This window comes from Streptomyces sp. NPDC001880 (genome assembly GCF_053594575.1).
The window spans coordinates 62,663-83,518 of the sequence record NZ_JBSFET010000011.1 but is presented as its reverse complement, the minus strand read 5'-3'; the positions used below and the strand labels follow the sequence as shown (position 1 = coordinate 83,518).

The following is a 20,856-nucleotide window of genomic DNA, read 5'->3' as shown; positions in this document are numbered from 1 at the left end:
CGAACTCCTCGTGCCCGAACGGCAGATGGTGTGATTCCCCTGCCCGGTTCGGTGATACCCGCGCCCTTTGCCGGATACGCCGTTTGCGGGGTGTCCCGTGCGGTACAACACGGGTGAGGGGAGCGGAAGTTGTCCGTCACCCGGCACCGGAGAACCGATCGGCACAGCCCGGAAGGCACACGCAGCCATGGCGCTCGCGCAGCCCGAACCGAGCGGGCTGCTGTCCCAGCGGACCGAACCGCTGCGCGGCACACTCGCAACCACCGCCTGCATGGAGACCCTCCAGGTGGGCTATCTGCACGCGGTCGCGGCCGCGGCGGGGTGCTCCCTGTCGCAGCCCTTCCCCGACAACGGCATCGACTGGCACGTCAGCCACGGAGCCCCCGGCCATGCCGTGGACGACGAGGTGACCATAAAGGTGCAGCTCAAATGCACCTACCAGATCCCGCCGCACCCGCCGGGACCGACGTTCGCCTTCACGCTCGACAACGCCCACCTCGTGAAGCTCGCCCGGACCCCCGTGTCGGTGCACAAGATCCTCGTCGTGATGATCGTGCCGCGCAGCCAGGACGACTGGCTGCGCGCCGGACACGACCGGCTCGACCTGCGGCACTGCTGCTACTGGACCAATCTGGCCGGCCACGCGGTGACGGGCCGGTACCGGACCACCGTGCGGATCCCGATCTCGCGCATCTTCGACGACCGGGCGCTCTGCGAGATCATGACCCGCGTAGGGGCGGGAGGGAGGCCCTGATGCACCGGCCGATGGACGCGTACGCCGACGGAACGATCCCGTCGGCCACCCGCCCGCACCCCGCCGAATCCGCGGGACCGTGGCCCGACGCCGCCCGGCCGCCCGGGGACATCCCCGACCCCGCCCGCGTCGACCCCTCCGTCCTCGCCGCCCTGCTGGGCCGGCACGGCTGGCAGCGCCGCGGCGGGGCGGCCGCACGCTACAGCCGCTGGACCCCGCCGGGACCACCGGCCCCGCCAGGGGGCGGGACGAGCCTCCTGGTCCCCGACACCACCGCCTTCCCCGACAGCGAGGACCTCCTCGTCGAGGCACTCACCGCGCTCGCCCGCAGCGCCGTCCCCTCCGCCCGCGAGGTCCTGGTCTCCCTCGCCGTGCCCAGCGACGAGATCCGCTGGTGGCGCGAGGTCCCCGAACCGTTCGCGGGAGCGGCGGGCGCGGCCGGCTGGACGAGGGCCGAGCGGCTGCACACCGCCGCCCGGCAGATACTGCTCGCAGGCGCCCTCGCCGTACGGGGAAGCACCGGCTACCACGGCGCCCGCCACCGCCGCAGGGCCCGGGCGGCGCTCGAAGGCATCCTCGTCGGGCCCGCTCCCGGCGGCCGTGAACTCGCCGCGTTCGTGCCGGTGGAACCGGGCCGCGCCGTCGCCGTACGCCTCTACCGGGCCCTGCACGCCACCCGCGAGGCGGTGGACTATCAGCGGGCCACCGGCGGCTTCGAAGCCTTCGACACGGCCGTCGAGGCGGGCGTCAGCCGGGAACTGACCGAGGCGGTCGTCGCGCTGGTCCGGGGCTCGGAGGGGGCGGGGATCGCTCTGGAGTGGGCACCCGCCGCAGGAACCCCCGAGGGCTGCCCGGCCCGTCCCGAGCCGGTGGAGTTCTCACCGGGCGATCTGCCCGCCCTGCGCCGGGCGGGCGCCCGCTACCTGCGGGACGAGCCCGCCATGGCGGTTCGGATCACCGGCGCCGTCGTCCGCATGCGCCGACCGGCACCGAGCGGCGCCGGGATCGTGCGGCTGCGGGTGCTGGCGGGCGCCGAGGTGCCGCACGTACGGCTGGAGCTGGACGAGGAGGCGTACCGGATCGCCGGGCACGCCCATCTGGTGGGGCTGCCGATCCGGGTGGAGGGCAGGCTGGAGAGCCGCGGCGGCTTCCGGCGGCTGACCCGGACCTCGCACGTCGTGCCCGTGCAGGTCGACGAGGCGGAGCGGGACCGGCTGATGAAGTCCCTCCAGGAGAACGTCGACCAGTTCGAGGAGGCGTGCACCGGCGAATAGGCCCGTGGGGGAGGGGCCAGCGGGGGAGCGGGCGGGATTCGTGCTCGGCCGTTTCGCAGAGGGGGCCTGCGGCTCGGTACGATTCGTATCGCACGTGCACCACGAACGCGTGCGTACCCCCTGAGTCAGGAGAGACCGGTGTCAGACGTCCGTGTGATCATCCAACGCGATTCCGAGCGGGAAGAGCGCGTGGTGACGACGGGCACTACGGCAGCCGAGCTCTTCCCCGGCGAGCGCACCGTCGTCGCCGCCCGGGTCGCCGGTGAGCTGAAGGACCTCGCGTACGCCGTCGCCGACGGCGAGGTCGTCGAGCCCGTCGAGATCTCCTCCGAGGACGGCCTGAACATCCTGCGGCACTCCACCGCGCATGTGATGGCGCAGGCCGTGCAGCAGCTCTTCCCCGAGGCCAAGCTGGGTATCGGCCCGCCGGTCAAGGACGGCTTCTACTACGACTTCGACGTCGAGAAGCCGTTCACTCCCGAGGACCTCAAGGCCATCGAGAAGAAGATGCAGGAGATCCAGAAGCGGGGGCAGAAGTTCTCCCGCCGGGTCGTGACGGACGAGGCGGCCCGCGAGGAGCTGGCGGACGAGCCGTACAAGCTGGAGCTCATCGGCATCAAGGGCTCCGCTTCCTCGGACGACGGCGCCGACGTCGAGGTGGGCGGCGGCGAGCTGACCATCTACGACAACCTCGACCCGAAGACCGGCGACCTGTGCTGGAAGGACCTCTGCAGGGGTCCGCACCTGCCGACCACCCGGTTCATCCCGGCGTTCAAGCTGATGCGCAACGCCGCGGCGTACTGGCGGGGCAGCGAGAAGAACCCGATGCTCCAGCGCATCTACGGCACCGCGTGGCCCACCAAGGACGAGCTGAAGGCCCACCTGGAGTTCCTGGAGGAGGCCGCCAAGCGCGACCACCGCAAGCTCGGCAACGAGCTGGACCTCTTCTCCTTCCCGGACGAGATCGGCCCCGGTCTCGCGGTCTTCCACCCCAAGGGCGGCATCATCCGCCGCACCATGGAGGACTACTCGCGCCGCCGCCACGAGGAGGAGGGCTACGAATTCGTCTACTCCCCCCACGCCACCAAGGGCAAGCTCTTCGAGAAGTCCGGCCACCTGGACTGGTACGCCGACGGCATGTACCCGCCCATGCAGCTCGACGACGGGGTGGACTACTACCTCAAGCCGATGAACTGCCCGATGCACAACCTGATCTTCGACGCGCGCGGCCGCTCCTACCGTGAGCTGCCGTTGCGCCTCTTCGAGTTCGGCACGGTGTACCGGTACGAGAAGTCCGGCGTGGTGCACGGCCTGACCCGCTCGCGCGGCTTCACGCAGGACGACGCGCACATCTACTGCACCAAGGAGCAGATGGCCGAGGAGCTCGACCGTACGCTCACCTTCGTCCTGAACCTGCTGCGCGACTACGGCCTGACCGACTTCTACCTGGAGCTCTCCACCAAGGACCCGGAGAAGTTCGTCGGCTCCGACGAGATCTGGGAGGAGGCCACCGAGACGCTGCGCCAGGTCGCCGAGAAGCAGGGTCTGCCGCTGGTCCCGGACCCGGGCGGCGCCGCGTTCTACGGCCCGAAGATCTCGGTGCAGTGCAAGGACGCCATCGGCCGCACCTGGCAGATGTCGACCGTGCAGCTCGACTTCAACCTCCCGGAGCGCTTCGACCTGGAGTACACCGGCCAGGACGGCACCAAGCAGCGCCCGGTCATGATCCACCGAGCCCTGTTCGGTTCCATCGAGCGCTTCTTCGCGGTGCTCCTGGAGCACTACGCCGGTGCGTTCCCGGTGTGGCTGGCCCCGGTCCAGGCGGTCGGCATCCCGATCGGCGACGCGCACATCCCCTACCTCCAGGAGTTCGCGGCCCAGGCCCGGAAGAAGGGGCTGCGGGTCGAGGTGGACGCCTCCTCCGACCGGATGCAGAAGAAGATCCGGAACCAGCAGAAGGCCAAGGTGCCTTTCATGATCATCGCGGGTGATGAGGACATGGCCAACGGCGCCGTCTCCTTCCGCTACCGGGACGGATCGCAGGAGAACGGCATCCCGGTCGAGGACGCCATCGCCAAGATCCAGAAGGCCGTCGAGGACCGCGTCCAGGTCTGACCGGCACACAGCAGGAGGCCCCCGGAGAGCTTGGGTTCCAACGGTCCTCGCAACAACCGCGAATTGCGGGAGTTGCCACGACCACCGGAACCCAAGGAGCTACTCGCTCTCCGGGGGCCTCTTCTCGTCCTCCCGGGTGAAGACCTGCACCAGCCACGACGAGAACGACCCCGTCACCGCCCCCAGCAGCGCCAGCCCGCAGGCCATCAGGCCCGAGGCCACGATCCGGCCGACAGCCGTGATCGGCACCGCGTCCCCGTACCCCACGGTCGTCAGCGTCTCGCACGCCCACCACGCCGCGTCACCGAAGGTACGGATCGACGCCCCCGGCACCTCGTGCTCCTGGTTGTACACGGTGAGCGCGGCGGAGAAGCCGAGCAGCAGGGCGGTCGCCCCGGCGTAGGCGATCACGCGGGCGTACAGGCTCAGCCGCGGCTGCTCCCGTCGGTGCTGGACCGCGGTGTAGACCCGGATCAGCCGCAGCGGCCGCAGCAGCGGAAGCATCAGCACCACCGTGTCCAGCCAGTGCACCCGCACGAAGCGCAGACCGAGGCCGCTGAGCCGGATCCGTACGGCGTAGTCCGCCGCGAAGATCAGCCAGGTGGCGCCGACCAGGGCGAGGGCGATGTCCCGCCAGGGCTCGGCGTCCGAGGGGGCGAGCACGCGGACCGCGTAGCCGAGCAGGAAGAGCAGCGAGGCGCCGAAGAGCGGCACTTCCGTGCGTTGCTCCCAGCGCCGGAGGCGAAGAGGGGCGGAGTCGGCGGACTGGTCGCTCATCACCTCAGCATCGCCGGACGCCGACGGGTGTGGCCCCGGCGACACGCCCCCCGGGAGCGAAGCAATATGCTGATCGCCATGACGAGTGAGCCGGAGCAGCAGATCGGAGTGGGGACGCCCGACGCGTTCCAGCGCCTGTGGACGCCCCATCGGATGGCGTACATCCAGGGCGAGAACAAGCCGACCGGTCCGGAGGCCGGCGACGGCTGTCCGTTCTGTGGGATCCCGTCGAATTCGGACGAGGACGGGCTCGTCGTCGCGCGTGGCAAGCATGTCTACGCCGTGCTGAATCTGTACCCGTACAACGGCGGGCATCTGATGGTGGTGCCGTACCGGCATGTCGCCGACTACACGGAGCTGGACGGCCCCGAGACCATGGAGCTGGCCGATTTCACCAAGCGGGCGATGGTGGCACTGCGGGCGGCCTCGGGGGCGCACGGCTTCAACATCGGCATGAACCAGGGCTCGGTGGCGGGGGCCGGCATCGCGGCCCATCTGCACCAGCATCTGGTGCCGCGCTGGGGTGGCGACACCAACTTCATGCCGGTGGTCGGACACACGAAGGTGCTGCCGCAGCTGCTCGCCGACACCCGCAAGATGCTGGCCGACGCCTGGCCCGTCGACTGACCGGCCGCCGCTTTTTGACGGGGCCGCCCCGGCTGCTGCTTCCTGCCGGGGCGGCCTTCACGCGTCCGGGCGGCGGCTACGCGTCGTAGACGTCGGCCTTGCGCGGGGTCGGATCCTGGACCAGGCCGCTCAGCACCATCGAGCGGTTGCTGAAGCGCTCGGTGTCGACGCCGTTCTCGTCGAGAACACGCAGGGCGGCGCTGTGGACGGCGCGCAGGACGGGAGTGGCGGCACGCATCGCGTCGTCCGCCATGAAGCGGTGTCGCCACGGCTTCTCGGCCCAGGCATGACGCAGGCCGAAGGGCTCGGGCAGGGCGATCTTGCCGCCCAGGTAGTCCAGCAGCGGTGGGTACCAGGTGAACGGGGCGCGCAGGGCGAGGCGGACGACCTCGCTGGACTCGACCAGCGGGAGCGTGATGTCACGGGTCTCCCAGAACCGGACGGTCTTGTTGACCGTCTTGGTCTTGGCCGCGGGCTTGCTCGTGAAGAGCGAGTGGACCGGCCCCAGCGCGTGTCCGGTGACCTCGATGCGCAGGGTTTCGTGGAGCACCGTGACCGTGATCATCATCGTGATGATCAACTGGCCTTCCCAGAGGGTGAACTGGACGCCCAGATAGTGCCGGTCACCGCTGCCGAACTGCTGGTGGTTGCAGATCCGCTGTATCTCGTGCGGCTTGACCTGGAAGGTGGCGACGTCCTCGCCGTCGGGGCGGGAGACCGAGTCGGCGTTCTCCCCGACGGGGGACACGATCCAGTGGGTGACCGAGGGGGTGGGGAACCCCCCGGTGTTCAGCGGGCCGCGCTCCAGCACCTTGAGCTGGTCGTGGATGGCCCGTACCAGGTCCCAGCTGCGGAACTGGTGGAACTCCTTGCCGGGCTCCTTGGGGACGAGCTCCTCGGCGAGCTGCCAGCTGCCCCAGCGGGTGCCCATGCCGAGGATTCCCTTGGGGCCCGCGTAGAACACCGAGTTGGACTGCTGCTCGGCGGACAGCTTCTCCAGGCCCTGGCGGAGCGCCTCGCGGGAGGTCTCGTTGGGGTTCTTCGGCACGGCCTCGGGGATCTTGGCGATGACGCCGCCGCCGGAGAGCAGCCCTTCCCAGCGGGCGCGCATGTCCTTGGCGGAGGACTCGGCGATCCGTTTGGCGATGAGCCAGCCGATCACGGGGGCAATGATCATCAGGCGGACATAGAGCGCCAGGAATCCGTTGAGCGGCAGCCTGATCAGGAAGATCAGCGCCACGATGCCGATGATCGGGAGCAGGGCGGCGCCCAGGCCGGAGAGAGCCTTGTCCTTGGTCTTGCCGAGGAGGTCGCGCAGACGGAACGCGAGGATCCACAGGATCATGCCGGGCAGGAAGAGGAAGCCGAACAGAGCGGTGACGGCGGTGAGTTTGGTGTCGCGGCTCTTGCGGAGGCGGGTCGCGGACAGGCAGTGCTCGACGACGGTCTGCGGGTCGGTCCCGAAGGACTGGATGAGGGCCTTGCGGGCGCCGCCCAGCATGCGTTCCTGCACGGCGCGGGAGAACGCCTCGCCGAGATTGGGCTTGAAATAGTCGGACTTGAAAAGCTTGGAACGGCCCGCCTTGACTTCGGACTTGTGCCATTCGCTGTTGGCGTCAAGGATCTTCTCCACCGGACTGTCGCGGTACGCGGCGGAGGCGAGGGCGTTCGTCGCCACCGCCTGTCCGCCCGAACCCTGGAGCGGGATCTGCGCTCCGGGAGAAAAATCGAATCCGTCGCTGGCCACTGTCGCCCCCACTCGCCGCCGAGGAACTGCTCCTGCGGCTGTTTCCCAACTGCCGTGCCCGGCACACCTTCTGAGCTGGGACCAAAGCGTATCGTCCGGATCGCTGCGCCGCCCGCCCCTGTGGACAAAGGCGGGCGGCATGGCTGGTCATGAGTCGTTCGGGTTGTTCTTCTGCTGCTCCCGGACGCGTTCGGCGAGTTGCGGGGGCATGGCTTCGTGCCGGGCGTACGCCCGGTCGAAGCGGCCGGCGCCGTGGGAGAGGGAGCGCAGGTCGACCGCATACCTGCCGATCTCCATTTCGGGTACCTCGGCCCGCACGAGGGTGCGGCCGGGGCCGGACTGCTCGGTACCGATCACTCTGCCGCGCCGCCCGGACAGATCGCTCATCACCGGCCCGACATAGTCGTCCGGGACCAGCACCTGGATCTCGGCCACGGGTTCGAGGAGTTGGATACGGGTGTCCGCGGCGGCCTCGCGCAGGGCCAGGGCGCCCGCCGTCTGGAAGGCGGCGTCGGAGGAGTCCACCGAGTGGGACTTGCCGTCCCGCAGCGTGACGCGTACGTCGACGAGCGGGTGCCCGGCAGCGACCCCGCGGGCGGCCTGGGCGCGCACGCCCTTTTCGACGGACGGGATGAACTGGCGGGGCACCGCCCCGCCGACCACCTTGTCGACGAACTCGATGCCCGAGCCCGGGGGCAGCGGCTCCACGTCGATCTCGCAGATGGCGTACTGCCCGTGGCCACCGGACTGTTTCACATGCCGCCCACGCCCGGTCGACGGGGCGGCGAAGGTCTCGCGGAGCGACACCTTGTGCGGTACGGCGTCGACCTGGACGCCGTAGCGGCTGCGCAGCCGGTCCAGCGCCACGTCCTGGTGGGCCTCGCCCAGGCACCACAGGACCACCTGGTGGGTGTCCTGATTCTGTTCGAGGCGCATGGTGGGGTCCTCGGCGACCAGCCGGGTGAGCCCCTGGGAGAGCTTGTCCTCGTCCGCCTTGCTGTGCGCCTCGATGGCGAGCGGCAGCAGCGGGTCCGGCGAGGTCCAGGGGTCCATCAGCAGTGGAAGGTCCTTGTCGGACAGGGTGTCCCCGGTCTCGGCGCTGCCCAGCTTGACGACGCAGGCCAGATCTCCGGCGATGCACTCGGTGAGGGGACGCAACTGCTTCCCGAACGGGGAGGAGAGCGCGCCGACGCGTGCTTCGGCCTCGTGGAAGGGCCGGGTCTCGTGACCGGGCTCGGTGAGGCCGTGGCCGAACACATGGACGGTCTCGTCGGGGCGCAGGGTGCCGGAGAAGACGCGTACCAGTGAGACCCGGCCCACGTACGGGTCGGAGGCCGTCTTGACCACCTCGGCGACGAGCGGGCCGTCCGGGTCGCAGGTCAGGACCGGCCGCGACGCACCGTGCAGCGGGGTGACGTCGGGGAGCGGGCGCTCCAGCGGGGTCGGGAAGCCGCCGGTGATCAGGTCCAGGAGCTCGACGGTGCCGATGCCCTGGCGTGCGTCGTCGGCGGCGGGTGCCGCGGTGAGCACGGGATGGAAGGCGCCCCGGGCGACGGCGCGCTCCAGGTCGTCGACGAGTGTCCCGACATCGATCTCGGCGCCGCCGAGATAGCGGTCCATCAGGGTCTCGTCCTCGCTCTCGGCGATGATCCCCTCGATGAGCCGGTTGCGGGCCTCCTGGAGCGTCGTCCGCCCGTCCGGGGCGGGCGGGTTCTCCTGCCGTGCGCCCGAGGAGTAGTCGAAGATCCGCTGGGTGAGGAGGCCGGTGAGGCCGGTGAGCGGGGCGTGTCCGTCGGCGCCCTCGGGGCCGAGGACGGGGAGGTAGAGCGGGAGCACGGCGTCGGGGTCCTCGCCGCCGAAGATCTCGCCGCAGATCCGGGTCATCTCGTCGAACGAGGTGCGTGCCGTGTCGAGGTGGGTGACGACGATGGCGCGCGGCATGCCGACGGCCGCGCACTCCTCCCACACGGCACGGGTGGCGCCCGCCACCGCGTCGGCCTCCTGGGCCGCCGAGACGACGAACAGGGCCGCGTCCGCCGCCCGCAGACCGGCCCTGAGCTCCCCGACGAAGTCGGCGTAGCCGGGAGTGTCCAGCAGATTGATCCGGTACCCGTCCCATTCGACGGGGACCACGGAGAGTTGTACGGAGCGTTGCCGGCGGTGCTCGATCTCGTCGTAGTCGGAGACGGTGGCACCGTCCTCGACCCGGCCGGCCCGGTTGACCGCGCCCGCCGCCTGTGCTAGGGCCTCGACGAGGGTGGTCTTTCCGGAGCCGCTGTGGCCGACCAGCACCACATTCCGTATGGATGAGGGCCGGCCGGCCGTCGCTGCCCTGCCGGCGGCCCCGGTGTGCGCGTATGCCTTGTCGCCCATGATGCGTGCCTCCCGAGTAGGGGTGCGAAGCGGAGGGAATACCGACGCGATGTGGGGAGATGTGTACGGGCACTGGGGAGCCGCCGCGGCGGCTGCGGAGGCGCCCGCGGTAATTCGAGCTTTCCACTCGGGCCAGGTCGCGTCCATACATGGCACGGCGCCGCGCGAGGCCGGGTGCCCGGACGGTGCAGTCCGGCGGGCGTGACTACGATGGGCCAGCCGGTGGCCGAAGGGGCCGCTCGGCCCACCGACCCTCGGGAAGGCCATGCTGAACAAGTACGCGCGTGCATTTTTCACGCGTGTCCTCACACCGTTCGCCGCACTGTTGCTCCGTCTCGGCGTGAGCCCTGACGCGGTCACTCTGATCGGTACGGCCGGGGTGATGGCAGGTGCGCTGGTCTTCTTCCCGATGGGGGAGTTCTTCTGGGGCACGATCGTCATCACGGTCTTCGTCTTCTCCGACCTCGTCGACGGCAACATGGCACGGCAGGCCGGTATCTCCAGCCGCTGGGGCGCCTTCCTGGACTCGACCCTGGACCGGGTCGCCGACGGAGCGATCTTCGGCGGGTTCGCGCTCTGGTACGCGGGCAACGGCGACGACAACGTGCTCTGCGCTGTCGCGATCTTCTGCCTGGCCAGCGGCCAGGTGGTCTCGTACACCAAGGCGCGCGGCGAGTCGATCGGGCTGCCGGTCGCGGTCAACGGTCTCGTCGAGCGCGCCGAGCGGCTGGTGATCTCGCTGGTCGCGGCCGGAGTCGCGGGCCTGCACAAGTTCGGGGTCCCCGGGGTCCAGGTCCTGCTGCCGATCGCGCTGTGGATCGTCGCCGTGGGCAGCCTGATCACGCTGGTGCAGCGGGTCGTGACCGTGCGTCGCGAGTCCGCGGAGGCCGACGCCGCCGAGGCCGCCGCAGCCGGCCCGGGGAGCGGGACCGCACAGTGAGCGACGACCCCGGGGAGGCGCGGACCGGACTGCGGGACCGACTGACCGATGGGCTGTACGGGCTCGGCTGGACCGCCGTCAAGAAGCTCCCAGAGCCGGTTGCCCGGACGCTCTTCCGCACCATCGCCGACCAGGTGTGGAAGCGGCGCGGCAAGAGCGTGCTGCGGCTGGAGTCGAATCTGGCACGGGTCGTGCCGGGGGCGTCACCGGCCCGGCTGGCCGAGCTCTCCAGGGCCGGCATGCGCTCGTACATGCGCTACTGGATGGAGTCGTTCCGGCTGCCCACCTGGAGCCCGGAGCGGATCAGGGCTTCCATAGAGGTGACCGACGCGCACCGGCTGACCGACGGCCTCGACACCGGCCGCGGCGTCATCCTCGCCCTGCCGCACCTGGCCAACTGGGACCTGGCGGGGGCCTGGGTCACCACCGACCTCAAGGTGCCCTTCACCACGGTCGCCGAGCGGCTCAGGCCCGAGACGCTGTACGACCGGTTCGTGGCCTACCGCGAGGGGCTCGGGATGGAGGTCCTGCCGCACAGCGGCGGCGCCGCCTTCGGCACCCTGGCGCGCCGGCTGCGTGCCGGTGGGCTGGTCTGTCTGGTCGCCGACCGCGACCTGTCCGCCTCCGGCGTCGAGGTGACGTTCTTCGGCGACACCGCGCGGATGCCCGCCGGGCCCGCGCTGCTGGCCCAGCAGACCGGTGCGCTGCTGCTGCCCGTTACGCTCGGCTACGACGACACGCCCGTGATGAAGGCGCGCGTCCATCCGCCGGTCCAGACACCCGAGTCAGGCAGCCGCACCGAGAAGACGTCCTCGATGACACAGGCGCTGGCCGATGCCTTCGCCGTCGGAATCGCCGAGAATCCGGAGGACTGGCACATGCTGCAACGGCTCTGGCTCGCCGATCTGGAGCCCCGGGAGGACACGACGTGAAGATCGGCATCGTCTGCCCGTACTCCTGGGACGTACCGGGCGGTGTGCAGTTCCACATCCGCGACCTGGCCGAGCACCTGATCCGGCTGGGGCACCAGGTGTCGGTGCTGGCGCCCGCCGACGACGAGACACCGCTGCCGCCGTACGTGGTGTCGGCGGGCCGTGCCGTGCCCGTCCCGTACAACGGCTCCGTCGCCCGGCTGAACTTCGGCTTCCTCTCGGCCGCCCGGGTGCGCCGCTGGCTGCACGACGGCACCTTCGACGTCATCCATATCCACGAGCCGACCTCGCCGTCGCTGGGGCTGCTCGCCTGCTGGGCCGCGCAGGGGCCGATCGTCGCCACCTTCCACACCTCCAACCCGCGCTCCCGGGCGATGATCGCCGCGTACCCGATCCTGCAGCCCGCGCTGGAGAAGATCAGCGCGCGGATCGCGGTGAGCGAGTACGCGCGCCGCACCCTGGTCGAGCACCTCGGCGGCGACGCGGTGGTCATTCCGAACGGGGTGGACGTCGGCTTCTTCGCCCAGGCCGAGCCCAAGCCCGAGTGGCAGTCACGAGGGGCGCGAAGCACTGTCGCGGGCGGGACGATCGGCTTCATCGGGCGCATCGACGAGCCCCGCAAGGGCCTGCCGGTCCTGATGAGGGCACTGCCCGCGATCCTCGCCGCCCGCCCGGACACCAGACTGCTGGTCGCCGGCCGGGGCGACGAGGAGGAGGCCGTCGCCTCGCTGCCCGAGGCGATGCGCAAGCGGGTCGAATTCCTCGGCATGGTGAGCGACGAGGACAAGGCGCGACTACTGCGCAGCGTCGATGTGTACGTCGCGCCCAACACGGGCGGCGAGAGCTTCGGGATCATCCTGGTCGAGGCGATGTCGGCCGGCGCCCCGGTCCTCGCCAGCGATCTGGACGCGTTCGCCCAGGTGCTGGACCTCGGCGCGGCGGGTGAACTCTTCGCCAACGAGGACGCGGACGCGCTGGCCGCGGCGGCGATCCGGCTGCTCGGCGACCCGGAGCGGCGTGCGGAGCTGCGCGAGCGCGGCGCCGCGCACGTGCGGCGGTTCGACTGGTCGACGGTCGGGGCGGACATCCTCGCGGTGTACGAGACGGTGACGGACGGTGCGGCCTCGGTGGCGGCCGACGAACGCACGGGCCTGCGCGCGCGGTTCGGCCTGGCGCGGGAGTAGCGGACCGGGGGCCGAGGTCCGGGCCCGCACCCGGACCGCCACGTCGTCGGCGCCCCGACGGTAGCCTTGCCGCCCGTGATCGAAACCCTCATCTGGATCGCCGTCGCGGTCGTCGCGATCGGCATGTACCTCAGCTGGACCGCCGGGCGGCTCGACCGGCTGCACACCCGCATCGACGCCGCACGGGCCGCCCTCGACGCGCAGCTGCTGCGCCGTGCGTCGGTCACCCAGGAGCTGGCCACGTCCGGTGTCCTCGATCCGGCCGCGTCCATCGTCCTGTACGAGGCCGCGCATGCAGCCCGCCAGGCGGAGGAGGAGCACCGCGAGGTCGCCGAGAGCGAGCTGAGCGCCGCGCTGCGGGCGGTCTTCGGTGAGACGGCACAGGTGGAGGCCGTGAAGGAGATCCCCGGCGGTGAGGAGGCGGCGTCCGAACTCGCCGCCTCCGTGCGCCGCGTCCCGATGGCCAGGCGGTTCCACAACGACGCGGTGCGCGCGGCGCGTGCGCTGCGCAGGCACCGCAAGGTGCGGTGGTTCAGGCTGGCCGGGCACGCCCCGTTCCCGCTGGCCTTCGAGATGGACGACGAACCCCCGGTGGCCCTTGCGGACCGCCCCGTCAGCTGACCGGACGGCCGTATTCGCGCGTGACGGGGGCCACATTCCGCTCCGTACGTGTTCAAAACGATCCACCGGCCTTCCATTGGCCCTTGCAGTGGCCTGTTCCCGGAGAGTTTGCTCAGCTCTGCACCAACCAGCGCTTTTCAGCAACTTTTTCTCCGAGTGAGGTCGATCCATGTCCACGCTTCCCACCACCCCGCAGTCCGCCGACTCCCCGGCCACGGGCACCGCGCGCGTCAAGCGCGGCATGGCCGAGCAGCTCAAGGGCGGCGTGATCATGGACGTCGTCAATGCCGAGCAGGCGAAGATCGCCGAGGACGCGGGCGCCGTGGCCGTCATGGCCCTGGAGCGGGTGCCGGCCGACATCCGCAAGGACGGCGGCGTGGCCCGGATGTCGGACCCGAACATGATCGAGGAGATCATCGAGGCCGTCTCCATCCCGGTGATGGCGAAGTCCCGTATCGGCCACTTCGTCGAGGCCCAGGTTCTCCAGTCCCTCGGTGTCGACTACATCGACGAGTCCGAGGTCCTCACCCCGGCCGACGAGGTCAACCACAGCGACAAGTTCGCCTTCACCACCCCGTTCGTCTGCGGCGCCACCAACCTGGGCGAGGCCCTGCGCCGGATCGCCGAGGGTGCGGCCATGATCCGCTCGAAGGGCGAGGCCGGCACCGGCAACGTCGTCGAAGCCGTCCGCCACCTTCGCCAGATCAAGAACGAGATCGCCCGCCTGCGCGGCTACGACAACAACGAGCTCTACGCCGCCGCCAAGGAGCTCCGTGCCCCGTACGAGCTGGTAAAGGAGGTCGCGGAGCTCGGCAAGCTGCCCGTCGTGCTGTTCTCCGCCGGCGGTGTCGCCACCCCCGCCGACGCCGCGCTGATGCGCCAGCTCGGCGCCGAGGGTGTCTTCGTCGGCTCCGGAATCTTCAAGTCCGGCGACCCGGCCAAGCGCGCCGCCGCGATCGTGAAGGCCACCACCTTCTACGACGACCCGAAGATCATCGCGGACGCCTCCCGGAACCTGGGCGAGGCCATGGTCGGCATCAACTGCGACACCCTGCCCGAGGCCGAGCGCTACGCCAACCGTGGCTGGTAATCACTGATGAGCGACACCCCTGTGATCGGAGTCCTGGCCCTCCAGGGCGACGTACGGGAACACCTGATCGCCCTGGCCTCGGCTGACGCCCTGGCCAGGCCGGTCCGGCGTCCCGAGGAACTCGCCGAGGTCGACGGCCTGGTCATTCCCGGTGGAGAGTCCACCACGATGTCCAAGCTGGCCTCTCTCTTCGGCATGCTGGAACCGCTGCGTGAGCGGGTGCGGGACGGAATGCCCGTCTACGGCACCTGCGCCGGAATGATTCTGCTCGCCGACAAGATCCTCGACCCGCGCTCGGGCCAGGAGACGGTGGGTGGGATCGACATGATCGTGCGCCGCAATGCCTTCGGGCGGCAGAACGAGTCCTTCGAGGCGGCCGTCGAGGTCGCCGGCATCGAGGGCGGCCCCGTGGAGGGCGTGTTCATCCGCGCCCCCTGGGTGGAGTCGGTCGGCGCGCAGGCCGAGGTGGTGGCGGAGCACGGCGGCCACATCGTCGCCGTACGTCAGGGAAACGCCCTGGCCACGTCATTCCACCCGGAATTGACCGGAGACCACCGCGTTCACGCATTGTTCGTGGACATGGTGCGCGCAGTCGGCTGACGCGATCCCGGTAGGATCTCTCGGGTTCGAATCGTTTTTGGTGACGCGAAGGAGAAGGCAGATGTCCGGCCACTCTAAATGGGCTACGACGAAGCACAAGAAGGCCGTGATTGATGCCAAGCGCGGCAAGCTCTTCGCGAAACTGATCAAGAACATCGAGGTCGCGGCCCGCACCGGCGGTGTGGACCCCGAGGGGAACCCGACCCTCGTGGACGCGATCCAGAAGGCCAAGAAGAGCTCCGTACCGAACAAGAACATCGACTCCGCGGTCAAGCGCGGTGGCGGTCTCGAAGCGGGCGGCGTCGATTACCAGACGATCATGTACGAGGGTTACGGCCCGAACGGTGTCGCGATGCTCATCGAGTGCCTCACCGACAACCGCAACCGCGCCGCCTCCGACGTGCGTGTGGCGATGACCCGCAACGGCGGCTCGATGGCCGACCCGGGTTCGGTCTCGTACCTCTTCAACCGCAAGGGCGTCGTCATCGTCCCCAAGGGCGAGCTGACCGAGGACGACGTCCTGGGTGCCGTGCTCGACGCGGGTGCCGAGGAGGTCAACGACCTCGGTGACACGTACGAGGTCGTCAGCGAGGCCACCGACATGGTCGCGGTCCGCACCGCGCTCCAGGAGGCGGGCATCGACTACGACTCCGCCGAGGCCAACTTCCTGCCCACCATGCAGGTCGAGCTGGACGAGGAAGGCGCGCGCAAGATCTTCAAGCTCATCGACGCGCTGGAGGACAGCGACGACGTGCAGAACGTCTTCGCCAACTTCGACGTCTCGGACGAGGTCATGGAGAAGGTCGACGCCTGAGCCGCGCCCAGCGCAGTCTTCACGGACGGGCCGACGGGGACACACCCCGTCGGCCCGTCGCATTGTCAGTGCGAGCCGATAGCCTGCGGGAACAGTTGACCGATCGGTAGGGAGGGGGCGTCCCATGCGGGTGCTGGGCGTGGACCCGGGGCTGACCCGGTGCGGTGTCGGCGTCGTCGAAGGCGTCGCCGGCCGCCCCCTGACCATGCTCGGCGTGGGCGTCGTCCGCACCCCGCCCGACGCGGAGCTCGGCCCCCGGCTGGTCGCCATCGAGCGCGGCATAGAGGAATGGCTCGACGAGCACCGGCCCGAATTCGTCGCCGTGGAGCGGGTGTTCAGCCAGCACAACGTCCGTACGGTCATGGGCACCGCCCAGGCCAGCGCCGTCGCCACGCTCTGCGCGTCGCGCCGCGGCATTCCCGTCGCCCTGCACACACCGAGCGAGGTCAAGGCGGCCGTCACGGGCAGCGGCCGCGCCGACAAGGCGCAGGTCGGCGCCATGGTCACCCGGCTGCTGCGGCTCGACGCCCCGCCGAAGCCGGCCGACGCGGCCGACGCCCTCGCCCTCGCCATCTGTCACATCTGGCGTGCCCCCGCCGTCAACCGCCTCCAGCAGGCACACGCGGCAGCCGCCGCGGCCGCCACCCGGCGCGTTTCCCGTACACCCGCAGTTCCCGTCCGGAAGGTCACCCGATGATCGCCTTCGTCAGCGGCCCCGTGGCCGCACTCGCCCCGACCACGGCCGTGATCGAGGTCGGCGGCATCGGCATGGCCGTCCAGTGCACGCCGAACACCCTCGCCGGCCTCCGGATCGGCCAGGAGGCCAGGCTCGCCACCTCCCTCGTGGTACGGGAGGACTCGCTGACCCTCTACGGCTTCGCCGACGACGACGAGCGGCAGGTCTTCGAGCTGCTCCAGACCGCCAGCGGGGTCGGGCCCCGGCTCGCCCAGGCCATGCTCGCCACCCACAATCCCGACGCCCTGCGCACCGCGGTCGCCACCGGCGACGAGAAGGCGCTCACCGCCGTCTCCGGCATCGGCAAGAAGGGCGCACAGAAACTCCTCCTCGAACTGAAGGACAGACTCGGCGAGCCCGTCGGCGCCCACATCGGCCGGCAGGGCATCGGCACCGCCGTCACCTCCTCCTGGCGCGATCAGCTTCAAGCAGCTCTGATCGGCCTCGGCTACGCCACCCGCGAGGCCGACGAGGCGGTCACCGCCGTCGCCCCCCAGGCCGAGGCGGCCATCGCCGAGAACGGGCAGGCCCCCGTGCCGCAGCTGCTGCGCGCCGCACTGCAGACCCTCAACCGCGCGCGCTGACCGGAGCGCGACACCCCGGGGAACACCCCGACGCCGGGCCGGGCACCGCACGGCACCGAAACACCCGAGGCGGGACAGACTGAATGAACTGGGACGAGACCGGACCCGACACCGACGAGCGGCTCGACGAGCGCCTCGTCCATGCCGACGCGGACGGCGAGGACACCGCGGTCGAGGCAGCGCTGCGGCCGAAGGACCTCGACGAATTCGTCGGCCAGGAGAAGGTGCGCGAACAGCTCGACCTGGTCCTCAAGGCGGCCCGGGCCCGCGGCGCCACCGCCGACCACGTCCTGCTCTCCGGCGCCCCCGGCCTCGGCAAGACCACCCTCTCCATGATCATCGCGGCCGAGATGGGCGCGCCGATCCGGATCACCTCCGGCCCCGCCATCCAGCACGCGGGCGATCTCGCCGCGATCCTCTCCTCCCTCCAGGAGGGCGAGGTCCTCTTCCTCGACGAGATCCACCGCATGTCGCGGCCGGCCGAGGAGATGCTCTACATGGCGATGGAGGACTTCCGGGTCGACGTCATCGTCGGCAAGGGCCCCGGCGCCACCGCCATCCCGCTGGAACTCCCGCCCTTCACCCTGGTCGGAGCCACCACCAGGGCCGGACTGCTGCCGCCGCCGCTGCGCGACCGCTTCGGCTTCACCGGCCACATGGAGTTCTACGCACCCACCGAGCTGGAACGCGTAGTTCACCGCTCCGCCCGCCTCCTCGACGTGGAGATAGACGCGGAAGGCGCCGCCGAGATCGCCGGCCGTTCCCGCGGCACCCCCCGCATCGCCAACCGGCTGCTGCGCCGCGTCCGGGACTACGCCCAGGTCAAGGCCGACGGACGGATCGACCGCCCGGTCGCCGCCGCGGCCCTCGGGGTCTACGAGGTCGACGCCCGCGGCCTCGACCGGCTCGACCGCGCGGTGCTCGCCGCCCTGCTGAAGCTCTTCGGCGGCGGACCCGTCGGGCTGTCCACCCTCGCGGTCGCCGTGGGGGAGGAGCGCGAAACCGTCGAGGAGGTCGCAGAGCCCTTCCTGGTCCGGGAAGGGCTGCTGGCCAGGACGCCGCGGGGCCGGGTCGCGACGCCTGCGGCCTGGGCCCATCTGGGTCTCGTACCTCCGCAGCAAGGCGGAAAGGGACAACAGGGCCTGTTCGGGGCGTGATGTGTCACAGGTTGACCGGAGCAGGAACCACACCGCGAGTCCGGGCGTTGTTCCATCGATGCGGACTCGCTTAGACTCCGCCGATGCCGCCCTTACAGGTCGGTGTACCCACCCCCGTAGATACAGGCCGCCTTCCAACGCGGTCGTGCGAAGGAAACTCGTCCCGTGAATCTCGTGACCCTCCTCCCCTTCATCGTGCTCATCGGGGCCATGTTCCTGATGACGCGGTCCGCCAAGAAGAAGCAGGCGGCCGCCGTCCAGATGCGCAACGAGATGCAGCCCGGCACCGGCGTCCGGACGATCGGGGGCATGTACGCCACCGTCAAGGAGGTGCACGACGACACGGTTCTCCTTGAGATCGCGCCCGGCGTCCATGCCGTCTACGCCAAGAACGCCGTCGGCGCCGTCCTCGACGACGCGGAGTACAACCGCATCGTCCATGGCGACGACGAGAGCGGCCTCGACCTCGACGGCACGGTCGTCCCCGACGACGCCTCCTCGCTGACCGAGGCCGGCACCGACGCGGACGAGGCGGACGACGCCCGGATCGACCTGGGCAAGAAGGTCGACGAGGCCGAGCCGAAGGACGCCGAGTCCGGCGAGAAGTCCGAGGGCAAGGACGACGGCGAGGCCGACGCGAAGTAGCCCACGCCCGGGGAATGCCGTGAGCCCACCGGCGTCCGGCATTCCCCGGTCCGTGCGATCTTCTGCGGGGGCGGGTCCTCACTACACTTCGTGGCCGCTCCGACGCGTACCCGGCGCGGGGCGGTTGGACAGGGAGAAACGAGAAGGTGGCAGCACCGAAGAAGAGCCGGGGGCCGGCCGGCGGTCAGGGGAGGCCGGGGCGTTCCCTGGCCCTGATCCTGATCGTCATGGTCGCGCTCACCGGCGGGATGTTCCTGGTCGATCAGCCGACCCCACGGCTGGGCATCGACCTGGCGGGCGGCACGTCCATCACGCTGGAGGCGCAGAGCGAGCCGGGGCAGGAATCGGCGATCAACAAGACCAACATGGACACGGCTGTCGAGATCATGGAGCGCCGTGTCAATGGTCTTGGTGTCTCCGAGGCCGAGGTCCAGACACAGGGCGATCGCAACATCATCGTCAACATCCCCAAGGGCACGGACTCCGCCCAGGCCCGAGAGCAGGTCGGCACCACGGCCAAGCTCTACTTCCGGCCGGTGCTGACCGTCGCCCAGGGCACGCCCACCCCGATGCCCAGCGCCTCGTCGTCCGGCAAAGCCACCCCGTCCGGCAGCCCGAGCGCCCCCACCGCGGACAAGGGGAAGACGTCGGCGACGCCCAGCGCGAGCGCCACCACCCAGGGCCGCGCGGTCACCGGCGCCCTCAAGACCGACTCCACGCCCACGCCGAAGTCGAGCACCACGCCCAAGGCCGACGGCACGCCGTCGGCATCCGCGGCCGACGAGGCCGCCGCGGCCAAGCTGCAGAAGCAGTTCGCGGCGCTCGACTGCTCCAGCAAGGCATCCCGCGCCGAGGCCGCACGGGGGGCCAAGCCCACCGACACGGTCGTCGCATGCAGCTCCGAGGGTGACGCGAAGTACGTCCTCGGCCCGTCCGAGGTGTCCGGCACCGAGGTCGACAACGCCAAGGCCGGCTTCGACCAGCAGCGCGGCATGTGGATCGTCAACATGGAGTTCACCAAGCAGGGCTCCAAGCAGTTCCAGACGATCACCAAGAAGCTCTCCGCGCAGCAGCCCCCGCAGAACCAGTTCGCCATCGCCCTGGACGGCGAGGTCGTCTCCGCACCCCAGGTGAACACCACGCTCAGCGGCAGCGCCGAGATCTCCGGCAGCTTCACCCAGCAGTCCGCCGAGGACCTGGCCAACGTGCTCTCCTACGGTGCGCTCCCGCTCTCGTTCAAGGAGCAGAGCGTCACCACGGTCACCCCCGCGCTCGGTGGCGAGCAGCTCCAGGCCGGTCTGATCGCCGGTGCCATCGGTCTGGCCCTGGTGGTCATCTACCTGGTCGCGTACTACCGGGGTCTCGCCTTCATCGCGCTCCTGAGCCTGATGGTCTCCGGTGTCCTGACCTACACGATCATGTCGCTGCTCGGCCCGGCCATCGGCTTCGCCCTCAACCTCCCGGCGGTCTGTGGCGCCATCGTGGCCATCGGCATCACCGCGGACTCCTTCATCGTGTACTTCGAGAGAATCCGCGACGAGATCCGCGACGGCCGTACGCTCCGCCCGGCCGTCGCGCGTGCCTGGCCGCGCGCCCGGCGCACCATCCTGGTCTCCGACTTCGTGTCGTTCCTCGCCGCCGCCGTGCTCTTCGTCGTCACTGTCGGCAAGGTCCAGGGTTTCGCCTTCACGCTGGGCCTCACCACCCTGCTCGACGTGGTCGTGGTGTTCCTCTTCACCAGGCCCCTCATGACGCTGATGGCCCGTAGGAAGTTCTTCGCCAGCGGTCACCCGTGGTCCGGCCTGGACCCGAAGCGGCTCGGCGCCAAGCCGCCGCTGCGCCGCTCGCGCCGTGTCCACGCCCCCACTGACCCGAAGGAGGCGTGA

Annotated in this window: 19 protein-coding genes; 16 read left to right on the top strand and 3 right to left on the bottom strand. The window is 70.4% G+C overall.

Annotated features, from left to right (window positions below; all coding sequences use genetic code 11):
* Nucleotides 1-187: 187 nt before the first annotated feature.
* From ACWCQ6_RS09625 to thrS, 3 genes are all read left to right on the top strand, one after another.
* On the top strand, nt 188-754 hold the full coding sequence (locus ACWCQ6_RS09625) for a DUF4365 domain-containing protein (RefSeq protein ID WP_451087200.1): 567 nt from the start codon (nt 188-190) through the stop codon (nt 752-754).
* Nucleotides 754-2,028: a hypothetical protein gene (locus ACWCQ6_RS09620; RefSeq protein WP_451087198.1), complete on the top strand. Its 1,275-nt coding sequence runs from the start codon at nt 754-756 to the stop codon at nt 2,026-2,028. The genes ACWCQ6_RS09625 and ACWCQ6_RS09620 overlap by 1 nt, the downstream gene beginning before the upstream one ends.
* 138 nt (nt 2,029-2,166) lie before the next feature.
* Nucleotides 2,167-4,143: a threonine--tRNA ligase gene (gene thrS / locus ACWCQ6_RS09615; RefSeq protein WP_451087196.1), complete on the top strand. Its 1,977-nt coding sequence runs from the start codon at nt 2,167-2,169 to the stop codon at nt 4,141-4,143.
* Between the two features lie 99 nt (nt 4,144-4,242).
* Here the strand turns inward: thrS and ACWCQ6_RS09610 are convergent, their stop codons facing one another.
* Nucleotides 4,243-4,920: a potassium channel family protein gene (locus tag ACWCQ6_RS09610; protein ID WP_451087194.1), complete on the bottom strand. Its 678-nt coding sequence runs from the start codon at nt 4,918-4,920 to the stop codon at nt 4,243-4,245.
* Nucleotides 4,921-4,986: 66 nt separating this feature from the next.
* Here ACWCQ6_RS09610 and ACWCQ6_RS09605 point away from each other — a divergent pair, with 66 nt between their 5' ends.
* Nucleotides 4,987-5,547 (top strand): HIT family protein, encoded by a 561-nt coding sequence (locus ACWCQ6_RS09605; protein ID WP_451087192.1) that lies wholly within the window; start codon nt 4,987-4,989, stop codon nt 5,545-5,547.
* 76 nt (nt 5,548-5,623) lie between these two features.
* On the opposite strand, the gene ACWCQ6_RS09600 is transcribed toward ACWCQ6_RS09605, so the two are convergent.
* Nucleotides 5,624-7,294, bottom strand: a complete 1,671-nt coding sequence (locus ACWCQ6_RS09600) for a hypothetical protein (RefSeq protein ID WP_451087190.1) — start codon at nt 7,292-7,294, stop codon at nt 5,624-5,626.
* Nucleotides 7,295-7,441: 147 nt separating this feature from the next.
* Nucleotides 7,442-9,667 carry an elongation factor G-like protein EF-G2 gene (locus tag ACWCQ6_RS09595; protein ID WP_451087188.1) on the bottom strand — a complete coding sequence of 742 codons (2,226 nt, stop codon included), beginning with the start codon at nt 9,665-9,667 and terminating at the stop codon, nt 7,442-7,444.
* Between the two features lie 265 nt (nt 9,668-9,932).
* Here ACWCQ6_RS09595 and pgsA point away from each other — a divergent pair, with 265 nt between their 5' ends.
* From pgsA to secD, 12 genes are all read left to right on the top strand, one after another.
* On the top strand, nt 9,933-10,607 hold the full coding sequence (gene pgsA / locus ACWCQ6_RS09590; RefSeq protein ID WP_451087186.1) for a phosphatidylinositol phosphate synthase: 675 nt from the start codon (nt 9,933-9,935) through the stop codon (nt 10,605-10,607).
* Nucleotides 10,604-11,539 carry a phosphatidylinositol mannoside acyltransferase gene (locus ACWCQ6_RS09585; RefSeq protein ID WP_451087184.1) on the top strand — a complete coding sequence of 312 codons (936 nt, stop codon included), beginning with the start codon at nt 10,604-10,606 and terminating at the stop codon, nt 11,537-11,539. Before pgsA ends, ACWCQ6_RS09585 begins: the two co-directional genes overlap by 4 nt.
* Nucleotides 11,536-12,723, top strand: coding sequence for a glycosyltransferase family 4 protein (locus tag ACWCQ6_RS09580; protein WP_451087182.1), 1,188 nt, complete (start codon nt 11,536-11,538; stop codon nt 12,721-12,723). The genes ACWCQ6_RS09585 and ACWCQ6_RS09580 overlap by 4 nt, the downstream gene beginning before the upstream one ends.
* A gap of 75 nt (nt 12,724-12,798) precedes the next feature.
* A complete protein-coding gene (locus tag ACWCQ6_RS09575) occupies nt 12,799-13,344 on the top strand; it encodes a hypothetical protein (protein WP_451087180.1) in 546 nt (181 codons plus the stop codon).
* A gap of 169 nt (nt 13,345-13,513) precedes the next feature.
* Nucleotides 13,514-14,434 (top strand): pyridoxal 5'-phosphate synthase lyase subunit PdxS, encoded by a 921-nt coding sequence (gene pdxS / locus ACWCQ6_RS09570; RefSeq protein WP_093898403.1) that lies wholly within the window; start codon nt 13,514-13,516, stop codon nt 14,432-14,434.
* Between the two features lie 6 nt (nt 14,435-14,440).
* Nucleotides 14,441-15,034: a pyridoxal 5'-phosphate synthase glutaminase subunit PdxT gene (pdxT, locus tag ACWCQ6_RS09565; RefSeq protein WP_451087177.1), complete on the top strand. Its 594-nt coding sequence runs from the start codon at nt 14,441-14,443 to the stop codon at nt 15,032-15,034.
* Nucleotides 15,035-15,095: 61 nt separating this feature from the next.
* Complete coding sequence (locus tag ACWCQ6_RS09560) at nt 15,096-15,848, top strand: YebC/PmpR family DNA-binding transcriptional regulator (protein WP_451087175.1); 753 nt, start codon at nt 15,096-15,098, stop codon at nt 15,846-15,848.
* A 124-nt stretch (nt 15,849-15,972) separates the two neighbouring features.
* On the top strand, nt 15,973-16,545 hold the full coding sequence (ruvC, locus tag ACWCQ6_RS09555) for a crossover junction endodeoxyribonuclease RuvC (protein WP_451087173.1): 573 nt from the start codon (nt 15,973-15,975) through the stop codon (nt 16,543-16,545).
* Nucleotides 16,542-17,168, top strand: coding sequence for a Holliday junction branch migration protein RuvA (gene ruvA / locus ACWCQ6_RS09550; protein WP_451087171.1), 627 nt, complete (start codon nt 16,542-16,544; stop codon nt 17,166-17,168). The genes ruvC and ruvA overlap by 4 nt, the downstream gene beginning before the upstream one ends.
* Before the next feature lie 83 nt (nt 17,169-17,251).
* Nucleotides 17,252-18,325, top strand: coding sequence for a Holliday junction branch migration DNA helicase RuvB (gene ruvB, locus ACWCQ6_RS09545; protein ID WP_451087169.1), 1,074 nt, complete (start codon nt 17,252-17,254; stop codon nt 18,323-18,325).
* A 165-nt stretch (nt 18,326-18,490) separates the two neighbouring features.
* Nucleotides 18,491-18,970: a preprotein translocase subunit YajC gene (gene yajC / locus ACWCQ6_RS09540; RefSeq protein WP_451087167.1), complete on the top strand. Its 480-nt coding sequence runs from the start codon at nt 18,491-18,493 to the stop codon at nt 18,968-18,970.
* A 146-nt stretch (nt 18,971-19,116) separates the two neighbouring features.
* A complete protein-coding gene (secD, locus tag ACWCQ6_RS09535) occupies nt 19,117-20,856 on the top strand; it encodes a protein translocase subunit SecD (RefSeq protein WP_451087165.1) in 1,740 nt (579 codons plus the stop codon).

Bases quoted from the DNA above. Each gene is read 5' to 3' on its own strand.
- ACWCQ6_RS09625 (WP_451087200.1), top strand. From the start codon at position 188: ATGGCGCTCGCGCAGCCCGAACCGAGCGGGCTGCTGTCCCAGCGGACC.
- ACWCQ6_RS09620 (WP_451087198.1), top strand. From the start codon at position 754: ATGCACCGGCCGATGGACGCGTACGCCGACGGAACGATCCCGTCGGCC.
- ACWCQ6_RS09610 (WP_451087194.1), bottom strand. From the start codon at position 4,920: ATGAGCGACCAGTCCGCCGACTCCGCCCCTCTTCGCCTCCGGCGCTGG.
- ACWCQ6_RS09605 (WP_451087192.1), top strand. From the start codon at position 4,987: ATGCTGATCGCCATGACGAGTGAGCCGGAGCAGCAGATCGGAGTGGGG.
- ACWCQ6_RS09595 (WP_451087188.1), bottom strand. From the start codon at position 9,667: ATGGGCGACAAGGCATACGCGCACACCGGGGCCGCCGGCAGGGCAGCG.
- pgsA (WP_451087186.1), top strand. From the start codon at position 9,933: ATGCTGAACAAGTACGCGCGTGCATTTTTCACGCGTGTCCTCACACCG.
- pdxS (WP_093898403.1), top strand. From the start codon at position 13,514: ATGTCCACGCTTCCCACCACCCCGCAGTCCGCCGACTCCCCGGCCACG.
- pdxT (WP_451087177.1), top strand. From the start codon at position 14,441: ATGAGCGACACCCCTGTGATCGGAGTCCTGGCCCTCCAGGGCGACGTA.
- ACWCQ6_RS09560 (WP_451087175.1), top strand. From the start codon at position 15,096: ATGTCCGGCCACTCTAAATGGGCTACGACGAAGCACAAGAAGGCCGTG.
- ruvC (WP_451087173.1), top strand. From the start codon at position 15,973: ATGCGGGTGCTGGGCGTGGACCCGGGGCTGACCCGGTGCGGTGTCGGC.
- ruvA (WP_451087171.1), top strand. From the start codon at position 16,542: ATGATCGCCTTCGTCAGCGGCCCCGTGGCCGCACTCGCCCCGACCACG.
- ruvB (WP_451087169.1), top strand. From the start codon at position 17,252: ATGAACTGGGACGAGACCGGACCCGACACCGACGAGCGGCTCGACGAG.